The organism is Acidovorax sp. sif1233 (assembly GCF_019218755.1).
GTDB lineage: Bacteria > Pseudomonadota > Gammaproteobacteria > Burkholderiales > Burkholderiaceae_C > Acidovorax.
Genome location: NZ_JAHUWZ010000001.1, coordinates 913593 through 935110, shown reverse-complemented (window position 1 = coordinate 935110; position 21518 = coordinate 913593). Strand labels below are relative to the sequence as shown.

The 21518-nt window shown below is 68.7% G+C and carries 11 protein-coding genes; 8 read left to right on the top strand and 3 right to left on the bottom strand.

Features of this window, described 5'->3' with window-relative positions; translation table 11 throughout:
- Positions 1-7 precede the first annotated feature (7 nt).
- Positions 8-4864 (bottom strand): PAS domain S-box protein, encoded by a 4857-nt coding sequence (locus KW843_RS04210; RefSeq protein WP_218293834.1) that lies wholly within the window; start codon positions 4862-4864, stop codon positions 8-10.
- 42 nt (positions 4865-4906) lie between these two features.
- Positions 4907-7453, bottom strand: a complete 2547-nt coding sequence (locus KW843_RS04205) for a putative bifunctional diguanylate cyclase/phosphodiesterase (protein WP_370628430.1) — start codon at positions 7451-7453, stop codon at positions 4907-4909.
- Between the two features lie 280 nt (positions 7454-7733).
- On the opposite strand from KW843_RS04205, the gene mutS reads away from it, so the two are divergent.
- Complete coding sequence (gene mutS / locus KW843_RS04200) at positions 7734-10352, top strand: DNA mismatch repair protein MutS (protein ID WP_218293833.1); 2619 nt, start codon at positions 7734-7736, stop codon at positions 10350-10352.
- Between the two features lie 36 nt (positions 10353-10388).
- Here mutS and KW843_RS04195 read toward each other — a convergent pair whose 3' ends face one another.
- Complete coding sequence (locus KW843_RS04195; protein ID WP_370628429.1) at positions 10389-11597, bottom strand: alpha/beta hydrolase family protein; 1209 nt, start codon at positions 11595-11597, stop codon at positions 10389-10391.
- A gap of 319 nt (positions 11598-11916) precedes the next feature.
- On the opposite strand from KW843_RS04195, the gene KW843_RS04190 reads away from it, so the two are divergent.
- The 7 genes from KW843_RS04190 to KW843_RS04160 all read left to right on the top strand — a co-directional run bounded on the left by KW843_RS04190 (position 11917) and on the right by KW843_RS04160 (position 21469).
- Positions 11917-12744 (top strand): proteasome-type protease, encoded by an 828-nt coding sequence (locus KW843_RS04190; protein ID WP_218293832.1) that lies wholly within the window; start codon positions 11917-11919, stop codon positions 12742-12744.
- 47 nt (positions 12745-12791) lie between these two features.
- Positions 12792-13604 (top strand): alpha/beta fold hydrolase, encoded by an 813-nt coding sequence (locus KW843_RS04185; RefSeq protein WP_218293831.1) that lies wholly within the window; start codon positions 12792-12794, stop codon positions 13602-13604.
- 129 nt (positions 13605-13733) lie between these two features.
- Positions 13734-14555, top strand: a complete 822-nt coding sequence (locus tag KW843_RS04180) for a carotenoid biosynthesis protein (protein WP_218293830.1) — start codon at positions 13734-13736, stop codon at positions 14553-14555.
- Positions 14552-16027: an oxygenase MpaB family protein gene (locus KW843_RS04175; RefSeq protein ID WP_218293829.1), complete on the top strand. Its 1476-nt coding sequence runs from the start codon at positions 14552-14554 to the stop codon at positions 16025-16027. The genes KW843_RS04180 and KW843_RS04175 overlap by 4 nt, the downstream gene beginning before the upstream one ends.
- A 44-nt stretch (positions 16028-16071) precedes the next feature.
- A complete protein-coding gene (locus KW843_RS26905) occupies positions 16072-17829 on the top strand; it encodes a diguanylate cyclase (protein ID WP_218294438.1) in 1758 nt (585 codons plus the stop codon).
- 268 nt (positions 17830-18097) lie between these two features.
- Positions 18098-19888 (top strand): diguanylate cyclase, encoded by a 1791-nt coding sequence (locus tag KW843_RS04165; protein WP_218293828.1) that lies wholly within the window; start codon positions 18098-18100, stop codon positions 19886-19888.
- A 93-nt stretch (positions 19889-19981) separates the two neighbouring features.
- Positions 19982-21469, top strand: a complete 1488-nt coding sequence (locus KW843_RS04160) for an FAD-binding oxidoreductase (protein WP_218293827.1) — start codon at positions 19982-19984, stop codon at positions 21467-21469.
- Positions 21470-21518: the final 49 nt, after the last annotated feature.

Genomic DNA, 21518 nt, shown 5'->3' with positions numbered 1-21518 from the left:
GTGCCGCTCAGGGGGTGTGGGCGGCAGGGTGTTCGGAGCCTGGCGCATCGGCCATGGCCCCCAGGGCCTGCTCGAAATCAAAATTCAGGGTGTGCATCTCGACCACCGTGAAGGCGCTCCCCAGCACGGGCTTCAGCACAGGGGCATTGTGTTGGAAAAACTCCGGCGCTGCAGGATCGTCCTGCTCCAGCAGGCCGCGCAGGTGCTGCAGGGCACCTGCGCCGTCCAGCCCCTCGTGGCCCGCACCCGCGCCAGCCACGCTGTCCGGCGCCGCCGGCCGGTGCCGCTGCATCCACGCCTGCAGGCCGTCCAGGAGGGGCTGCAGCGCAGAGTCCACGGCCCCCAGAAGGGCCGCGGCGGCACCCGCCTCCTGCCCGCTGCGCAGGGCGTGCTCCAGCGCCTGGGCATGGGAGGACACCTCCTCGGCCCCGATGTTGGCCGCCACGGAACGCAGCGTGTGCGCCAGGCGCTCGGCGAGCACCGTGTCGCCGCCGGCGCTGGCCTGCTCCATGTCGGCAAGCACCCGTGACTGTCCCTGCACGAACCGGCGCAGCATCTCGGCGTACAGGGCCGGCTTGCCCAGCGCGCGCTGCAGGCCCAGGGCCGTGTCCAGCCCCGCCACCGTGGGCAAGGACAGGCCGGGCGCCGCCTCGCCATCCGGCGGAGCCGTGGCGGGCAGGCCCGGCGCGGGCGGCTTGCCCAGGCCTGGCCGGGGCCGGATCCAGCGGCCCAAGGCGCTCCAGAGCGCCGCGGGCTCGATGGGCTTGGCCACATGGTCGTTCATGCCCGCGGCAAAGCAGCGCTGGCGGTCGGCCTCCATCGCGTTGGCCGTCATGGCCACGATGGGCAGCTGGGCATACCGCGGGTCGCTGCGCAGCCGCCGCGTGGCGGTTTCTCCGTCCATGACGGGCATCTGCATGTCCATCAGCACCACGTCATAGGGCTTGCGCTCGATGCGCTCGATCGCAATCTGGCCGTTTTCGGCCACATCGACGGAAAAACCGGCTTCCCGCAACAGCTCGACCGCCACCATCTGGTTGAGTTCGTTGTCTTCCACCAGCAGCACGGACGCGCCCCGGATCGCGAGCGGCAGCTCGTCCGCCGCAGGCGCCGGGGTGACCGCGCGGCGCGGGCTGTAGGTGGAGTGTTCCAGCGGCTGCATCAGCGTGTCGAACAGCAGCGACGCGTTGACGGGCTTGATCAGCACCGTGTCGATGCCCTGCGCGCGCGCGGCGCGCATCACATCCTCTCGCCCGTAGGCCGTGACCATGAGCATCTTGGGCACCTGCGCCATCCCGAGCCCCCGGATGTGGCCCGCCAGCTGGATGCCATCCATGCCCGGCATGTGCCAGTCGAGCAGCAGCAGGCCGAAAGGCTGGTGCCGCGCCATGGATTCGCGCAGCCTGTCGAGCGCTTCCAGCCCGGAATAGGCCTGTTCCACCTCGAAGCCCATGGCGTGCAGCATGTCGGAGAGCACCGTGGCCGCCGTGTGGTTGTCGTCCACCACCAGCACCCTGCGCCCCCGCAGGTCCGGCGGCGGCAGCAGCATCCGCGCGGGTGCCCCGCGCTCGAGCGGCACGGCGACCCAGAAGGTGGAGCCTTGGCCATGGATGCTCTGCACGCCGACCTCGCCGCCCATCAGTTCCGCCAGGCTCTTGCAGATGGCCAGCCCCAGCCCCGTGCCGCCGTAGCGGCGCGTGGTGGACGTGTCCGCCTGCTGGAAGCTCTGGAACAGCCGCCCCATCTGGTCCACGGTGAGCCCGATGCCCGTGTCGCGCACCTCGAAGCGCAGCAGCACGCGGTTGCCCGCCTCCTCCACCAGCCGCACGGCAATGCTGATCTCGCCGGTGTCGGTGAACTTGATGGCGTTGTTGGCGAAGTTGATGAGGATCTGCCCCAGCCGCAGCGAGTCCCCCACCAGGTTCGGGGGCACGTCGGCCCCCACGTCGCAGACCAGCTCCAGCCCCTTGGCACCGGCCTTGTAGCCCACCACGTCGGACACGCTCTCCAGCATGCGGTCGAGCACGAAGGGCTGCTTCTCGACCGTGAGCTTGCCCGCCTCGATCTTGGAAAAATCGAGGATGTCGTTGATCACGCCCAGCAGGTGCTGGCCCGCCTGCTGGATCTTGCTCACGTAGTCGTGCTGGCGCGCCGAAAGGCCCGACTTGAGCGCCAGGTGCGACATGCCGATGATCGCGTTCATGGGCGTGCGGATCTCGTGGCTCATGTTGGCCAGGAAGTTCGACTTGAGCGCGGTGGACTCCTCGGCCAGCTCCTTGGCGCGGCGCAGGTCCTGCTCGGCGCGCTGCCGGTCGGTGATGTCCACAAACGTGCCGATGGCGCCCCCGGGCGAGCCGTCGGGCCGCGAGAATCCGTGCAGCCAGAACAGGGTGTGGTGGACCATTCCGTCGGCATACGGCAGGTCCACCTCCTTGTGCACCGACTGGACCCCGTTCAGGGCTTCCTCGGCATCCGCGTCGAAGCGCTCCCGCTCGGCCTCGGGCAGGAAGGCCAGGTCCAGCACCGTCTTGCCGATCAGCGCCTCGCGCTGCACGCCAAAGGCCTGCTCGTAGGCGCGGTTGAAGCCGATGTAGCGGCCATCCGCTCCCTTGTAGAACAGGGGCACGGGAATGGCGTCGATCAGCGCCTGCTGAAAGTCCAGCTGCTCGGCCACGCGGGCCTCGAGCAGCTTCTGGTCGTGGACGTCCACGTTGACGCCCACCACGCGCACCGCCTTGCCCCTGCCGTCGCGAAAGATGCGGGCGGCCGACAGGAACCAGCGCTCCTCGCCCTGCGGCCGCACGATGCGCCACGAATCACGCAGATGCATCTCGCCCCCCGCCAGCGCACCGGCAAACGCGGCGGCGGCCCGGTCGCGGTCCTCGGGGTGCAGGCGCTCCATCCAGTCCTGCTGCGTACGCTCCCCGGTGCCGGGCGGCAGGCCGAACATGGCCAGGAGCTTTTCGCTCCACAACACCTGGCCGGTGGCCAGGTCGATGTCGAACACACCGATCTTGCCGGCCTCCTGCGCCAGTTCCAGCCGCTCCTTGGCCTGCTGCATCGCGATCTCGGCGCGCCGCTGTTCGCTGACATCCTCGATCACCCAGATGGAGGCGGTCCTGCAGCCGTCCATCTGCAGGCTTCGGCCCGCCAGCCGCGCCTCGAACCGGCTGCCGTCCAGGCGGCACAGGGACGTGGTCTCGCGCACGGCCTCGCCAGCCGCCAGGTCCCCCCCCACGCGCGCGTTGAACCGGTCCGAGCCGGCCGCGCCGCCGAACAGCGCCGACACGCCCTGCCCCAGCAACTGGGACGCGGTACCCCCCATCAGCTCCATGAACGCCGGGTTGAACTGGCGGACCTGCCCATCGCACAGCAAGACGATGGGAGGCGCGTTGTCGAAGATCGCGGTCTGCTGCTCCAGCAGCTCATTGAGCAGGCGCTCGCGCCGCTCCAGCTCCTGCTGGGCCTGGATGCGCTCGGACACATCGGCGTGCAGGCCGACGATGGCGATGCGCTTGCCGCGTTCATCGAACACCGGAGACAGCGTGGCCTCGTCGTGGTAGATGGTTCCGTCCTTGCGGCGATTCACGAACTGGCCCCGCCAGGAACGGCCCGACAGCAACGTGGACCACATGTCCTGGTAGGTCCGTGCGGGGGTCTGGCCGCTGGCGACCATCGATGGCTTCTTGCCCCGGACCTCTTCCAGCGTGTACCCGGTGTTGCGCTCGTACTGCGGGTTGACCCAGTCGATGCGGCCATCCCCGTCCGTGATCACCACCGAGGCGGGGCTGCTTTCGAGCGCGGCCCCCAGCACGCTGAAACGCTCGAGCGCGGCGGCCATCCGCGCGCGGCTGCGCAGCAGATCCAGCAGCAGCAGGCCCAGCAGGCACAGCAGCACGAACGCCCCGCCCCCCACCTGCAGGCGCTCGGTGGCGGGCATGAGCGCGCTCACATCGTCCAGCATCGCCAGCTGCCACTGGCCGCCCGGGTCGCCCCAGTCAACGCGGCGGCGCTCCACCGCATAGGTCATTCCGTCGAGGACGACCTCGCCCGCATCCGGCGCAAAAGGCAGGGCGGACGCCAGGCCCTTGTCGAAATGATTGCCGAACTGGCGCGAGGCGCGGATCGCGTCAATGCGCGCCTGGGTGAGCGGCGGCGCCACGGCGAACAGCCATTCGGGCCGTGTGGACGCAAACACGACACCGTGAGGAGACAACAGCACGGTCGGCATTTCGGTGCGCCGCAGCACTTCGTCGAACGACTCGAAGCCCACCTTGAACATCACCACGCCGATGATCGTGCTCGACGGCGTGTCGCTTTCGTACAGCGGCGCGGCGTAGTACAGGCCCCGCTCCTGCGAGTTGCTGCCGATCGCGGCATACACGCTGATGGCGCCCTTGATGGCCTGCTGGAAATAGGGCCGGAACGCAAGGTTCAGGCCGGTGGAACGGGTGCCCGGCGTCTCGTGCGCCACCACGGTGCCGTCGCCGGACATCACGTAGACCCCGCTCACCAGGAACCGGCCGCGCGCCACCCCCAGGCGCGCCAGGGCCTCGGGATCGTCCGGCGGCAGCTCGCCACGGGCCATCGCCTTGAGCAGCGGCTCGCTCAGGCCCAGCAGCGACACCGCCCCCAGCATGCCACCGCCGGTGATGCGGTTTTGCAGCACGTCGACGGTCTGCTGCAGCAGCTTCGCGCGCTCGGCGGCGCGTTCCGCGCCCTGCCAGTGCATCGCGGCCAGCACCACCAGCCACGCACCCGCCAGCGCCGCCACCACCACCAGCACAAAGCCCCGCGCGCCCGGGGCATTGCGGTCCAGCACCTTGTCCAGGAACACTCCCACGCCTGCGCCAACCCGCGTCACGCCCCACCCCCAGCCGTGCCTGGACCGTGCCCCGGGCAGGGCCTACCGTGCGGGATACAGCAAGGCATCGATATCTCCCACCGGTCCGGGCCGCCCGAAAAGAAACCCCTGGAACCCCTCGCAGCCATGCAGCCGCAGGAACGACAGCTGCCCCGTCGTCTCCACCCCCTCGGCCACCACCTGCAGGTCCAGGCTCTTGGCCAGCGCCAGGATCGTGCGCACGATCGCCGCGTCGTTGGGGTCCGCCAGCACGTCCCGCACGAAGCTCTGGTCTATCTTCACCTGATCCAGCGGCAGTCTCTTGAGGTACGACAGGGACGAGTACCCTGTCCCGAAGTCGTCCAGCGCAAATCCCACCCCTTCGCTCTTGAGCTGCACCATCCGCGCGATGGTGTCCTCGATGTCTCCCAGCAGCAGGCTTTCTGTCAGCTCCAGCTTGAGCCTGCGCGGGTCCGCCTGGTGGCTGTGCAGGGTCTGCAGCACTTCGGCCACGAAGCCGGCCTGGCGAAACTGCCGCGCGCTCACGTTCACGGAGATGGACAGGTGCGCCGTGTCCGGGTGCTCTGCCCAGCGCTGCAGTTGCCGGCACGCGGTCTGCAGCACGTATTGCCCCAGCGGCAGGATCAGGCCTGTCTGCTCTGCCAGGGGGATGAAGTCGCCGGGGCTGATCATCCCGCGCTGGGGGTGGCGCCAGCGCACCAGGGCCTCGGCGCCCATGAGCTGGGACTGGTGGTCCACGACGGGCTGGTAGTGCACCAGCAGTTCTCCCCGCGCCAGCCCCTGGCGCAGGTCGGCCTCCAGGTTGGAGCGCGCGTTGACGGCCGCCTGCATGTCCGGGTCGAAGAAGCGCTGGGTGTTGCGCCCCGCCGCCTTGGCCTGGTACATGGCCAGGTCGGCGCGTTTGAGCAGTTCGTCCACGCTCAGGCGTTCGTCCCCAAAGAGGGTGATGCCGATGCTGGGGGTGCTGTAGTGCTGGGCGCCGTCCAGTTCGAAGGGCTGGTTCAGGCTGGCCAGAAGTTTCTCGGCCACGGTTTCCGCCTGCGCGGCCGCCTGCGGCAGCTGGGGCGCCAGGACTTCGAGCATGACGACGAATTCGTCGCCGCCAAAGCGCGCGACGGTGTCGGCCTCGCGCACGCTGCCCACCAGGCGCGTGGCCACCTGCGCCAGGAGCTGGTCGCCCATGTCGTGGCCCAGGGTGTCGTTGAGGTCCTTGAAGTTGTCCAGGTCGATGAACAGCAGCGCGCCCAGGTTCCTGGTGCGCTGGCACGCGGCGATGGAGCGCTGCAGGCGATCGAGCAGCAGCCGCCGGTTGGGCAGGCCCGTCAGCGCGTCGAAGAACGCCAGGCGCTCGATCTCCTGCTCCGCTCGCTTGCGGTCCGTGATGTCCATCGTGAAGCCGTGCGATACCACCGAGCCATCGGGCTCGCGGTGCGGAATGGCATTGGTCATGTGCCAGCGGACGCTGCCGTCGGGCATGCGCACGCGGTATTCGCACTGCCAGGGCACCAGCTTGCGCACCGAGGTGATGGCGGAGCGCTGCACCTGGGGCAGGTCCTCGGCCAGCACGCGGTGCATGAGCACGCCGTGGTCGGCCGTGACCTCGTGCGGCTCCACGCCCATGAATTCGCGCACCGCATCGCTGATGTACTGCACGCTGGTGCCGCCATCCGCGTGCAGGCGGTATTCGTAGATGAAGCCCGGAATGCGGCTGGCGATGCGCTGGATGAACAGCAGCTGTTCGCGCAACTGCTCGGCGGCGCGGTGCTCGTCCGTCACGTCCTGCACCACGCCCATCACCACCTGCACCCCGTCGCGCGGGAGCGTGCGCCGCACGCGGGAACGCATCCACCGCACCTCGCCATCGGGACGGCGCCAGCGGTATTCCACATCCCCGCCGGCTCCACGCTCGCGCACCTTGTCGAACACCTGGCGGTCTTCGGGCAGGATGCCGCTCACGGCGCGCTCCGGGTCCACCCATTCCTGCTGCTCGAAACCCGCGATCTCGCACAGCCCCGGGGACCACAGCAGCACCGTCTCGCCAGGGTCTTCGATGCGGCGCCAGTGGCCGGTGCGCGCCAGGCTCTCCATGGCGTTGAAGACCTCGGTCTGCTCGCGCAGCTCGCGGCGCACCTCCTCCAGCGCGCGTTCGGAAGCGGCCAGCGCCGAGCGCAGGGTTTCGGCCTCGGTGGCATCGCGCACCGTGACCACGATGCAGTCATTGGTCACGCGGCGGGCAGAAAGATCCCAGGCCAGCAGCAGCCGGCCCGGCTCGCGCACCACCTGGCGGCATTCGAGCGGCGCCCCCACCCGGACCACGCCGTGCAGCTGGTCCAGCAGCGCCGTGCCTTCCAGCAGGTCGAACACCTCGCTCGCATCCGCGCCCGGGTTGCGCACGGCGCCCAGGCCGGGCATGCGGCGGGCGGCGGCGTTGGCGGCCAACAGCAGCAGGCGGCCCCGCTGCAGCCGGAACTCCATCAATGCCACCGGAACGGCATCGACCAGGGCCTGCAAGCGCGCCTGCGCCATGGGCTCTATGGGGCCCTCACCAGCGGGGGCGAGGAGATCGGTCAACAGTTCGGACGAGATCACGGTCGCTCTGGAACCTCTGAAGCCTGCGGTTGGGATGGGTCCCGCCTGCGCAGGGCGGGGCCGACGGTCAAAAGCCAAAGTGCCAGCATACAGGCAAGAGTATGTCTAAACGTAACATTCGTTCAAAACCTGGGGCATTTTCCCAAGGGAAAACCCGAGGCCCGCCGGACACGCCGCAGGGACCGGCACGGGCCCGCCGCCAGGTTTCGCCGCGCGGGGCCCGCGGCGGCGCGTGCCGGGCGAACTGCTACAGTCCACGCCTCATTTCCCGGCCCCCCGCATGTCCGACACGCTCGAGCACCACACCCCCATGATGCAGCAGTACCTGGCCCTGAAGGCCGGGTATCCCGAAACGCTTGTGTTCTACCGCATGGGCGATTTCTACGAGGTGTTCTATGGCGACGCCGAAAAGGCGGCGCGCCTGCTCGACATCACCCTCACGCAGCGCGGCCAGTCGGGCGGCCAGCCGGTGACCATGGCGGGCGTTCCCTTCCATGCGCTGGAGAACTACCTGGCCCGCCTCATCAAGATGGGCGAGTCGGTGGCCATCGCCGAGCAGGTGGGCGAAGTGGGCGCGGCCAAGGGGCCGGTGGAGCGCAAGGTCGTGCGGGTGGTCACGCCCGGCACGCTGACCGACACGGAGCTGCTGTCCGACAAGTCCGAATCGCTGCTCATGGCCGTGCACCAGGCGCCGCGCGCGCGCTGCGGCCTGGCGTGGCTGAGCGTGACGCAAGGGCGCGTGCACCTGGCCGAATGCGCGCAGGACGAACTGGGCGGGTGGATCGCGCGCGTGGGCCCCAGCGAGCTGATCTACAGCGCGGGCGTGACGGACCGCTTCGAGCAGCAGCTGCAGGCGCTGCGCCAGGGCGGCGCCTTCAACTGCCCCATGAGCCCCCGGCCCGACTGGCAGTTCGACAGCGCCCTGGGCGAGCGCAAGCTGCTCGAAAACCTGGGCGCCGCCAGCCTGCAGGCCTGGGGCGCGCAGGACCTGGGCGAGGCGCACGCCGCGGCGGCCGGCCTGCTGGCCTATGCCGAGCACACCCAGGGCCGCACGCTCACGCACGTGCACAGCGTGCAGGTGCAGCGCGGCGACGACCTCATCGACCTGCCCGCCACCACGCGGCGCAACCTGGAGCTCGTGAAGACCCTGCGCGGCGACGACGCGCCCACGCTGTTCTCGCTGCTGGACACCTGCATGACCGGCATGGGCAGCCGCCTGCTCAAGACCTGGCTGCTGGAGCCGCGCCGCGACCGCGCCGAGGCACGCCAGCGCCTGTCGGCCACCACAGCCTTGCGGGGTGCGGGCGGCGCAGGCGGCGGTGCGGGCCCCTGGTCCACACTGCGCGGCGAACTCAAGGGCGTGAGCGATGTGGAGCGCATCACCGCCCGCATCGCGCTGCGCCAGGTGCGCCCGCGCGAGCTGGTCGCGCTCTGCAAGACGCTACAAAAATCAGAGCTGCTAGCGCTTTCTGGACAAGCGCCAGAGCCCTATTTGATTCAGATCTTCAGCCACCTGCATCCGCCCGAGGGCTGTACCGCCCTGCTGTGCGCGGCCATCGCCGAGGAGCCCGCCGCGCTGGTGCGCGACGGCGGCGTGATCGCCCCGGGCTTCGATACCGAACTCGACGAACTGCGCGCCATCCAGACCAACTGCGATGCCTTTCTGCTGGACCTGGAAACGCGCGAGAAAACCCGCACCGGCATCGCCAACCTGCGCGTGCAGTTCAACAAGGTGCACGGCTTCTATATCGAAGTGACAAGCAGCAACCTTGGCCGGGTGCCCGACGACTACCGCCGCCGCCAGACCCTGAAGAACGCCGAGCGCTTCATCACGCCTGAGCTCAAGGCCTTCGAGGACAAGGCGCTGTCGGCCAACGAGCGCGCCCTGTCGCGCGAGAAGTGGCTGTACGAGCAGATCCTCGACCAGCTCCAGCCCCACGTGCCCGCGCTCACCCGCCTGGCGCAGGCCCTGGCCACGCTGGACGTGCTGTGCACGCTGGCCGAGCGCTCGCTCACGCTGAACTGGTGCGCGCCGCAGTTCGTGCCCGAGCCCTGCATCGAGATCGAAGGGGGCCGCCACCCCGTGGTCGAGGCGCGCCTGGCCGAGACGTCGAGCGGCAGCTTCATCGCCAACCACACGCGGCTGAACGCCAATACGCGCATGCAGGTCATCACCGGCCCCAACATGGGCGGCAAGTCGACCTACATGCGGCAGGTGGCGCTGATCGTGCTGCTGGCCAGCATGGGCAGCCACGTGCCGGCCGCGAGCTGCCGGCTGGGGCCCATCGACGCGATCCACACCCGCATCGGCGCGGCGGACGACCTGGCCAACGCGCAGTCGACCTTCATGCTGGAGATGACCGAGGCCGCGCAGATCCTGCACGCGGCCACGCCCCACAGCCTGGTGCTGATGGACGAGATCGGCCGGGGCACCAGCACCTTCGACGGCCTGGCGCTGGCCAGCGGCATCGCCACGCACCTGCACGACAAGACCCGCGCGTTCGCGCTCTTTGCCACGCACTACTTCGAGCTGACCGAGCTGCCCGCCAAGGCGCGCCACGCGATCAACATGCACGTGAGCGCCACCGAGTCGGGCGCGGACATCGTGTTCCTGCACGAGATCCAGCCCGGGCCGGCCAGCCGCAGCTACGGGATCCAGGTGGCCAAGCTCGCGGGCATGCCCTCGCCGGTGCTGCACCACGCCCGCCATGCGCTGGCCGCGCTGGAGGAGCGCGCGGGCGAGAACGACCTGCAGGTGGACCTGTTCGCCACCCCGGCCGCGCCCGAGGGCGCGGGCGCCAGCCCGGTGGAGGCCGCGCTGGCGGGCATCAATCCCGATGCGCTGAGCCCGCGCGAGGCGCTGGATGCGCTCTACCAGCTCAAGAAGATGGCGGGCTGAGGCGACGGCGCCAGGCTCCCGGCCCGGCGCCCCGGCTCAAAGATCCTGCGCCACTGGTGCCAGCTGCCCGAGCATGAAGGTGATGAACGGCGGCACACACTGCAGATGCCCGGCCACCGGTCGTGCGCGGCACTCGGTCAGGCCGGCCAGGTCGCCCGCGCCGCGATTCTGCATGGCGCGCACGGTGCTGACCGAGCTGGCGTAGGGCACCGTGCGGTCGTCGCGGCCGTGGTACAGGCGCACGGGCACGTTGGGTTTCCAGTCGTAGACGTTGCTGGCGCTGGCCAGGGCCTGCACATCGTCGGCCAGGAAGTGGTCGATGAAGCGCGTGTCGTAGGCCACGTCGGCATCGCCCGGGATGAGCGCACGCAGCAGCAGGCGGCGCACCTCGCGCTGCACGCTGCCGCCCAGGTAGCGCAGGAAGCCCGGGTTGATGAGTGCGCCGATCACCGGCTGTTCTTGCCGCACCAGGTCCACCAGGCCATCCATGGTGGTCTGCACGTTGTAGGGCCCCGCGCCCGGCACCACCATGCGCAGCTGCTGCAGGTGCGGCGATCCGCCCGCCTGCAGCGCGCGGTGCGTGGCCAGGGTGACGTAGCCGCCTTCGGAGTAGCCGGTCAGAAAGAGCTGGCCGTTGTCCGCCACGTTGGCCTGGCCGCGCCAGGTGCGGGCGGCCGTCAGAAAATCCGCCGTGGCGGCCGCCGAGGGCGCCGCCAGCAGGTAGGGGTGGGGCGTGCCCTTGGAGGCGCCAAAACCCACGTAGTCGGGCGCCAGCACGATATAGCCCAGCGACGCGAGCACCACCGACACCTCGGACGCCACCGCGTTGTTGCTGGGCGCCTCGGCATCGCGGAAGATGGTGCCGTGCTGGTAACTGAGCACCGGGCTCTTGGCGCCGGCTGGCTTTTGCGGCACGCTGACCAGGCCGGAGGCGCGCACCTCCTTGCCGTCGGCATCGGTGGTGAGGTATTCGAGCCGGTAGGAGGCGACGCTGTAGCGCGGCACCACGTCCTGGGCCAGCGATTCCTTGGCGGCCAGGGCTGCGGCGATGCCAGCGGCCGGCACCGTGCCAAGCAAGGCGGCGGATTCGAGCTGGCCGGAACGCGCCGGTGCGGGGGGTGGCTCCGGAGGGTTGCCTCCATCGCCGGGGTCTTGCGCGCTGCCTCCGCCACAGGCCGCCAGCAATGCAACCAAAGCCAGCGCGCAGGCGCGGCGGGTTCCAGACAAAATCAGTGGGTTCAACACGGCAAGGCCCCTCCAGGTGAAGCGGCGGATGATAGGAGCGGCGGGCGCATGCTGCCTGGCCTGGGAGGAATAGCCCTTTGCCCCCTCGGCGGACCTTGCCTTGCCAACTGCTGTGGCCCCGGGTTGGCGGCGGGGGTTGCAGCAAGCCGATTCTTATTAAAAATTGCCTGCAGCGCTTGTCCATCCCCCCTCCATTGCTATCAATTTCGCATACCCGCCACGAAGCACAGGAGAGCCGTCCGGCACCACCTCCCAAGGGGGCCTTCCCACGCCAGACTAAACTCGCGGGTTCCTCTCTTCCAACGACCCCACTTTTTCCATGACGTATTGCGTCGCCATCAAACTCAACGCCGGGCTGGTTTTCCTGTCCGATTCGCGCACCAACGCCGGCCTGGACCAGATCAGCTCTTTCCGCAAGATGATGGTGTATGAGAAGGCGGGCGACCGCTTCATGGTGCTGTTGTCGGCGGGCAACCTGTCCATTTCGCAGTCGGTGCGCGAGATCCTGCAGACCGAGCAGCTCAAGGATGGTGACTCGGGCGAGACGATCTCCATCTGGAACGCCAAGAGCATGTTCGACGCGGCCCGCGTGCTGGGCGCCGCCGTGCGCCACGTGCACGAGCGCGACGGGGCGGCGCTCAAGCGCTCGGGCGTGGACTTCAATGTGTCCATGGTGTTCGGCGGCCAGATCAAGGGCGAGGGCATGCGCCTGTTCCAGGTGTATTCGGCCGGCAACTTCATCGAGGCGACGTCCGAGACGCCGTACTTCCAGGTCGGCGAATCCAAGTACGGCAAGCCCGTGCTCGACCGCGTGCTGACGCCCGAAACACCGCTGGACGAAGCCGCCAAGTGCGCGCTGGTCTCCATGGACAGCACGCTCAAGTCCAACCTCTCGGTGGGCCTGCCGCTGGACCTCGTCGTCTATGAGGTGGACCGTTTCTCGACCGAGAAAGTGGTGTGCATCGACGAGAACAATCCCTACTTCCGCATGCTGCACGACAGCTGGGGCCAGAAGCTGCGCCAGGTGTTCGACAGCATCGAAGACCCCGCCTGGGGCGGCGGCGTGACCACCGTGCCCATCATGGTGAACCCGGCGCGCAGCAAGCCGCTCAAGAAGATCACCAACCATCTGGACAAGCTGATCTGACGGCCGCGGGGCCGCAGCGCCCGACCTTCACTCCTGCCGGGTACCCCATGCTTCCCATCGTCTTTTCGCACGCCAACAGCTTCCCAGCGAGCACCTACCGCGTCCTTTTCAAGCACCTGCGGGCCCGCGGGTTCGAAGTGAGCGCGGTGGATCGGTATGGGCACGACCCCAGGTACCCCGTCACCAACAACTGGCCGCACCTGGTGCAGCAGCTCGCCGACTTCGCCACGGCGCAGGTCCAGCGCCTGGGTGCGCCAGTGTTTCTGGCAGGGCATTCGCTCGGCGGTTTTCTGAGCGTGATGGCAGCGGCCCGCCACCCCGAGCTCGTGCGCGGCGTGCTGCTGATCGACTCGCCCCTGCTGGGCGGCTGGAAGGCCAACGCGGTCGGGGTGGCCAAGCGCACGCAGGTGGTGGGCTCCATCTCGCCCGGCAAGATCAGCCGGCAGCGGCGCTTCAGCTGGGCCAGCAATGACGAGGCGCTGGAACACTTCCGCAAGAAGAAGGCCTTTGCACAGTGGCATCCGGACGTGTTGCAGGACTACATCAGCCACGGACTGCAGGACCACGATGGCAAGCGCGTGCTCGGATTCGACCGTGCGGTGGAAACCGCCATCTACAACACGCTGCCGCACAACCTGGGCCGGCTGCTCAGCACCCATCCGCTGCAATGCCCGGCCGCCTTCATCGGCGGGCGGGACTCGGACGAAATGAAGCAGGTGGGCATGGCCATGACGCTGCGCATCACCCAGGGCCGCACGATGATGCTCGACGGCAGCCACCTTTTCCCCATGGAGCAGCCGCTGGCCACGGCCGCCGCCATGGAGGCCTCCCTGCTCAACCTGGCGTCGCTGAACCCCTGAGCCCAGCGGCATAGCACCGGAACAGCCGCCAAAAGCGCCGAAAAAGCGCGCTGATGCGCAGGACACACAGGCCGCGCCATTTTGGGCTCCATCCTCTACACTGGAGGTTTGTTACAGCGTGATACACCCATGCCTGCACGGACCCCACTGGCCGCGCGCCTGCCGGCGCTGAGCTTTGCCCTGCTGGCCGCCTTCCTGGTGGCCACGGCGGTGCGCACCCACAACGACACCACCATCGCCATCGTCACGGCCTCGGTGCTCATGTTCGCGTGCTGCTGGGCCAGCGCCACGCACCTGCTGGGCGCCCGGCCCGCGCTGCAGTTCGTGCTGATCGCCCTGGGCTTGGGCTGGTTCGCCGAGCAGATGGGTACCACGCATGGCTGGTTCTTCGGGCACTACACCTACACCGAGGTACTGGGCGCGCGGTTTGTGGATGTTCCCATCGTCATTCCCATGATGTGGTTCGCGCTGACGTATGCGGGCTACGTGATCAGCAACCTCATCGTCTGGCAGTCGCCGGTGGACGGCGCGCCGGGGCTGGGCCACGCCGCGATGCTGTCGTTCCTGGCGGCGATGATCGTCACCGCGTTCGACCTGGGCGCCGACCCCTACCTGGTCTACACCCTGAAAGCCTGGATCATGGCCAAGACCGACGGCGCCTGGTTTGGCGAAACGGTGCAGGGCTTCTTTGGCTGGGTGTTCGTGGCCTTCGTGATCATCTTTGGCTTTCGCATGTCGGTGCGCAAACTCGCGCTTCGCCCGACCAGCCCCTTCCTGCGCCGCCATGCGCTGGTGCCACTGGCCATCTACGCATCGGGCATGGTGTTCCAGATGATCCTGGGCAATCCTGTGGAGATCCGCTCGATCGCGCCGTTCGCCATGGGCATCCCGTTGCTGTGCGCCCTGGCGGGCTTTCAGCGCTGGCGCGCAACCACGGAGACCGCAGCATGAACCACGGCAAGACCCTCTCACCATCCCCTCTGCCCGATTCGGAGCTTGCAGGCATGCAGCGCCACGCCGACCCGCTGGCCGACCAGACCATCGCCGACATCCTGGGCGACTGGCCCGAAGGGGACGTGGCGATGGACGCACCGCAATGGGCGCGCATCGACACCGTGAACCGCCTGTTCAGCCAGTGGGCGGACAACGCAAGCCTGGTGGGCTGGACCGCCCAGGGCGAGGGGGTGGATGCGGCCATGTCCAAGGCCCTGGACCACTATGTACAGACCGCCCAGGTGCTGCCGCCCTGGGCCGATGCCCGCAAGATCGAGCGCGCCGAGAAGCTGTTCATGGAACACGGGGCGCTGTCATGCATCCTGCTGTTCTGCGCCAGCCTGCCCGAGTGCTACGTGATTCCCGACCTGTCGAGCGTGCTGCACACCTCCGGCCAGCTGGAGCAGAACGCGGAGTACCGCATCCGCTCCACCGCCGCGATGATCTTTCCGGTGATGATGCATGGTGGCCTCAGCCAGCGCGGCGCCGGCGTGGCGCAGGTGCTCAAGGTACGCCTGATCCACGCCACCATCCGCAACCTGATCCTGCATGGCAGCCCCCAGAATGCCGTCAGGGACCTGCTGGCGGGCGGCGCGGGGCGTATTGCGCCGCAGGCCCTGCAGACCCAGGGCGGACGCCAGGCCATGTTCCAGACGCTGTATGCCCGTGGCTGGAACCTCCAAGGTGACGGCCTGCCCTGCAACCAGGAAGAACTGGCCTACACCCTGCTCACGTTTGGCTATGTGTTCCTGCGCAGCCTGCGCCGCCTGGGCATCGGTTTGCGGGCGGCCGACGAGGAAGCCTATCTGCATGCCTGGAACGTGGTGGGCCACATCCTGGGCATCGACCGCGCCCTGATGGTGGACACCATGGACCAGGGCAAGGCCCTGATGGCGCGGATGCAGGCCCGCGGCCGCGCCGAACCCGTCACGCCAGACCCCCGTCCCGCCCTGGGCCAGGCCCTGATGCAGACCATGGAGAACGCCCTGCCCTGGCCCATCGTGAAGCCCTTTCCCCGGCTCATGACCCGCTACCTGTGCGGGCGTGACACGGCGAGCGACCTGGGCCTGACACAGCCCGTGCCCTGGCCGTCGGCGCTGCTGTTTTGGGGAGTGCTGCTGCTGGCGCGGGCCGTCGACGTGGCTGCGCGGATGGTGCTCCCCCGCTTCTCCATCGTGCGGGCCCTCACCCGCATCCTGGGCTACCACTTCATGAGCAAGGTGCTCATGAGCCAGACCCGCCCCCTCCAGCTGCCCACCGAGCTGCTCAACCAGGTGGACGAAGTGATGCACAGCTGGAGCGATGACCCCCACGCCCCCCGCTGGCTCAACCGCATCGAGGACCGGCTGACCACCCATGGCAGCTGGAGCCAGGGCCTGGCCGGGAAGGCGCAGGCCGCCAGCGCGGGCCCGGCGCGGCAAGCCACGTAGCCGTTGTTCTCACGCCGATGCACCTGCTGCCCCGCGTTCTCCTGATGCTGGCCCGGCTTTGGCGCGCGCATTGCCGCAGGGCATCCATCCTGCTGTGGCTGCTCGCTCCCCTGGCCCTGCCCGTGGGCGCACAGGCGGGCACGCCCCTGGTGCTCACGCAGGAGAGGCCGCAAGTGAATGCCTGGGAGGCCATCACGCTCAAGGCCGACCCCACGTACCAGCTCTCGGCGCAGGACATGCTGGGCCGCCTGGACGAATTCGAGGCGCCCGCGCGGCGCGGCGGCTCGCTGGGCGTGCACAAGGCAGCGATGTGGCTACACATCCCCCTCGTCGCGCCCGAGGCGCCGCGCACCCCCTGGGTGGTCAATATCGGCTACAGCTCGCTGCAGGCCGAAATGTACCTGGCCAGCGGCGGCCAGGTGCTTCAGCAGGTCCGCACAAGCCCGTCTGACCAGACGCAGCGGTCCAGCCGCACGCCGGCGATGATGTTCGACCTGCGGGCCGGGCAGCCCTACGACCTGTTGATACGCGTGCAGGCCACCGGTCCGCTGATCCTGCCCGTCACGGTCAGCGAAATGCCCATTCACATGCGCCAGGCCCTGGGCGAGCAGATGCTGCAGGGCCTGCTCAACGGGCTGGCGCTCTGCCTGCTGATGTACAGCCTGATGCAGTGGGTCACGCAGCGCGATCCCATGTTCGGCTTCTATGCGCTGGTGGTGCTGGGCAGCGCGGGCTTTTCGCTGCAGTTCTTCGGCATCGGTCCGCAGTACCTGTGGCCTGGCAATCCATGGATGGATCGGTATTCGGGCCTGGTGGCGGGGCTGGCGGCCCTCGCGGGCTCATTCCTCTTCCTGGGCCACACCCTGGCCGGCCACACGCAGGGCAGCCGGTACGCACGCACCATGCGGGCGGGCGCAGCGATCACGGCCATGGTCTGCGCAGGCGTCGTGTTCGGCTGGTTGAGCGTGCCCATCGCCATCGCGTTCATGAGCCTGGCGGGCACCCTGCCTTCCCTCATCAGCCTGCCTGCCGCCGTCGCGCGGGTGCGGCAGAAAGACCCCATCGGCGCCACCCTGCTGGTGGCCTGGATCGCCTTCGGCGTGGCCGCCGCCGTGATGGTGTGCCTGGTCCAGGGCTGGGTGCCCGCGAACTTCTGGACCCTGCACTCGTTCCAGTTCGGCGCCACGGCGGACATGCTGCTCTTCTTTCGCGTGCTGGGCCTGCGCGCCCAGGCCGCCAAGGCACAGGCCCAGGAGGCCATGCGAGAGCGCGACGTGATGCACTCGCTGGCCCACACCGATCCGCTCACGGGACTGAGCAACCGGCGCGACCTGCAGCACGCCCTGGAGGCCGCGCTGGCGCAGTGTTCGCCGCAGCGGCTGGTGGCGCTGTACCTCATGGACCTGGATGGATTCAAGCCCGTGAACGACGCGCACGGCCACGATGTGGGCGACGATTTGCTCGTGGCAGTGGGCCGTCGCCTGCAGGCCAACGTGCGGCACCAGACCGACCTCGTGGCCCGGCTCGGCGGCGATGAATTCATCATCATGGCCCGCGACCTGGCGACCCCCGAGCAGGCCGAAGATCTGGGCCGCTCGCTGTTGCGGGCCTTCGAGCAGCCTTTCACATTGAGCCACCTGCACATCCAGGTGGGGCTGACCATCGGGTACGCACTGGCGCCCCTGGACAGTGATGACCCGCAGGCCCTGATGCGGCACGCAGACGCCGCGATGTACGCGGGCAAACAAGGCGGCAAGCACTCGGTGCGGCGCATCACCACCACACCGGCGCTGGCGGGATGATGGAGCACCGCAGCCCCTTGTCGCCCTGCAGGCCGGGGAGCAACATGGCAAGCACAGATGGCGACGCGCCCGCCGTGAATCCATGCTCGCGCAGTGGCACGCTGGCCGCTGTGGCGAACATCCGGCAGCGCGCCCACAGCGTCCGGGCGGGCGGGGCCGGCGGGGCGGGCATCACATCCTCCCTGGAAGCGCGGGACCCCGGCGCGCGCAAATACCGCGTGCCAGGCGTTGCGGGCCTTCCTATACTCACAGCGCATTGACGAGCACCATGCGCCCAGTCCCTTCCCTGCTCCCGTGGCAATGGCTGCCGGCCCCGGCCTGGCAATGGGTGCTGGGATGCCTGCTGCTGCTCGTGCACGCGGGCGAAGGCTGCCAGGCCGCCACGGACCGGCTGCTTCTGCGCGACGACGTGCCTTCGGTCAACGTCTGGCCGGCGGTCACGGTGCTGGCCGATCCCACCCGGCTGCAGTCGGTGCAGGATGCGATGGCCCGCGCCCCGGATTTCTCCGCGCCGCCCGGAACCAGCGGAACACTGGGCGTGCGGTCCGACGCCATGTGGATCCGCATCCCGCTGACGGTATCGCCCACCTCCGACGGCATCTGGATCGCCGACATCGACTACCCGGTTCTCAACCGCGTCGAGGTCTATCTCACCACAGACGGCCATGTCAGCCAGCAGGCCACGCTGGGCAGCCTGCAGCCTTTTTCACAAAGACCGCTGCGCAGCCGCACCCACGCCCTGGCCCTCGCCATGCAGCCCGGGCACGACTACGACCTGCTGCTGCGCGTGGAAACCCGGGGCGCCATGGTGCTGCCGGTCACGCTGAACAAACCCACCGCATGGCACAGCGCCGCGATGAACGAGCAGATGCTGCAGGGCATCCTGACGGGCCTGGCACTGTGCCTGCTGGTTTACAGCCTGGCGCAATGGATCAATCTGCGGGATGTGCTGTTCATCCAGTACGCGCTGCTGCTCACGGGCAGCCTGCTGTTCTCACTGCATCTCTTCGGCCTGGGCACGCAGTACCTCTGGCAGGACAGCCTCTGGTTCGAAATCCACGCGGCGGGCCTGTCCGCGCTGATGGCCACCTGCGGATCGTTTCTCTTCATCAGCCAGGCCCTCGTGGGGCACCGCCCCAAGAGCCTCCTGCTGCGCACGATGCGCGGAGGCGCCCTGCTGTGCGTGCTGCTGGCTTTCATCCATGCGCTGGACATCCTGAGCACGCCGGCCGTTGCCGCCATCGTGAGCATCCTCGGCCTGGTTCCCGCGCTCATGGGCATCCCGGGCGCCGTGCGCCGCGCGCGCCAGGGCGACCCCGTGGGCAGCAGCCTGCTGCTGGCGTGGCTGGTCTATTTCGCGGCCACGGCCACGGTGATCGGCGTGATCCGTGGCTGGGTGCCGGTGAACTTCTGGACCCTGCACTCCTTCGAGTTCGGCGCGACGCTGGACATGCTGCTCTTCATGCGCGTGCTGGGCCTGCGCACCAAGGCACTGCGCCTGGAGGCGCTGGACGCCAACCGCGAGCGCGACGCCATGCGCTCCCTCGCGCACACGGACCCCTTGACCGGCCTGCCCAACCGGCGCGGCCTGAACATCGCGCTGGCATCCGCGCTGGCGCGCTGCGGGCCCGACAAGCTGCTGGCCGTGTACGTGATGGACCTGGATGGGTTCAAACCCGTGAACGACCAGCACGGCCACGACGTGGGCGACGAATTGCTCGTCGCGGTGACCCGGCGCCTGCAGGGCCACGTGCGCCAGAGCGACGTGGTGGCCCGCCTGGGGGGTGATGAGTTCGTCGTGATGACGGGCCACCTGGGCAGCGAACAACAGGCGCAGGAGCTGGGGCACAAGCTGCTGGACGCATTCCGCTCGCCCTTCTCGCTGGGCAACGTGCGGGTGGAAGTGGGCCTGACCATCGGCTATGCCATTGCCCCGGACGACAGCAACGATGCCATCGGTCTTCTGAAGCTGGCGGATGCGGCCATGTACAGCGGCAAGCAGGGCGGCAAATTCTGCCTTCGGCGCAATACCGGCGACCTCGCACTGTCCTCCGCCTGAGCACCGCCGGCAACACGGGCCATTCCGAACTGGTCAAACAGCCTGGCTTCAGTTAAACACGGGACTTCGCGTTTTCACGAAGGATTGTTCGCCATGGCCCATCGCAAAAGTCCCGCCCGCGTTGCCAAAGACGCCCGCATCGCGCACTTCCGGTCGCTTGCCGCCCGGCAGGCCACCGCCCAGAACGCGCCCGGCGCGACACTCACCTGGGACGCGGTCGCTGCGCTGGAGGCCAGGCTGGTGGGCCGCATCGTGCTGCCATCGAGCCCCGACTACAACGCGGCCCGCCAGGAGTCCAATCCCGCGTTTCAGGCCTATCCCGAGATCATCGTGTACTGCGCGTGCGAGAACGATGTGCTCGAATGCCTTTCCGTCGCGCGCACCTATCAGGTCTGGGTGGCCGTGCGTTGCGGCGGTCACAGCACGGCGGGCTATTCCGTCAACAGCGGCATGGTGGTGGACCTGAGCGAACTGCAGGGCGTGGTGCTCGATCCCGCCCGGGAGCGCGTCTACGTGCTGCCGGGTACGGATTTCGATCATTTCAACGGCGCCATGAACCACACCGGCTGGCATGTGCCCACCGGGGCATGCGGCAGCGTCTGCGTGGGCGGGTTCGTGCAGGGGGGCGGCTACGGCTATACGTCGCGCGCCTTCGGCATCCAGAGCGACCTCGTGGAGTCGTTGCGGGTGGCGCTGGCCGACGGCACCATCGTCACCGCCAGCGCGCAGGAGAACCCCGATCTCTACTGGGCCCTGCGGGGCGGCACGGGCGGCAACTTCGGGGTGCTGCTGCAGGTCACCTACCGCATGCTGAGGCTGGACCAGGTGTGGGCCTGGGCCATCAGCTGGGATGCGGCGCACGCGGCGGACGTGCTCACGACGATGCAGGCCCACTACATGAAAACCGGTGCCCCCGATGCGCTGGGCTACATGATGAATCTGGGCTACCAGAACGGTGTGCCGGTCTATATGGTGCAAGGCATGTTCTGCGGCACGCGCGAGGCGGGCATGCAGGCCATCGCACGGCTGATGGCGATCCCGAGCGCGCAGCTGCTGGTCGACAAGACGGGTACCTACCCCGAGATGAACATCTGGCTCGAGGACCATCCCTACACCTTGCCGGACAACCTGCCCGACGGCGTGGCGGAGACCAAGGCCAGCGGCTACATCAGCGCGCCTTTGTCGCGCTCGGACTGGCAGCGCATCATCGACTACTTCCAGACCTCCCCCAATCCCTGGTCGCTCGCATACCTGGAGCCCTATGGCGGCGCCATCAACCGCTACCCGGTGGCCGACAGCGCCTTCATCCACCGCCATGTCGATGCAGACCTGGTGGTGGACGTGTTCTGGACCAATGCGCAGGAGCGCACCCAGATGGAAGCCTGGCTCGATGGCTTCATGAACCTGGTCAAGCCGTTCCTGAACGGGCATGTGTACCAGAACTACCCGGACGCGAGCCTGCAGGACTTCCCCACGGCCTACTGGGGCCCGGCCTATCCGCGCCTTCAGCAGGTCAAGGCGCGGTACGACCCCTCGAACTTCTTCCACTTCCAGCAGAGCATCCGGCTGCCCAACGGCTGAGCAAGCCGCGCGGCCCCGGCGCCGGGGCCAGGGCCCCCGGTCCGGCAGG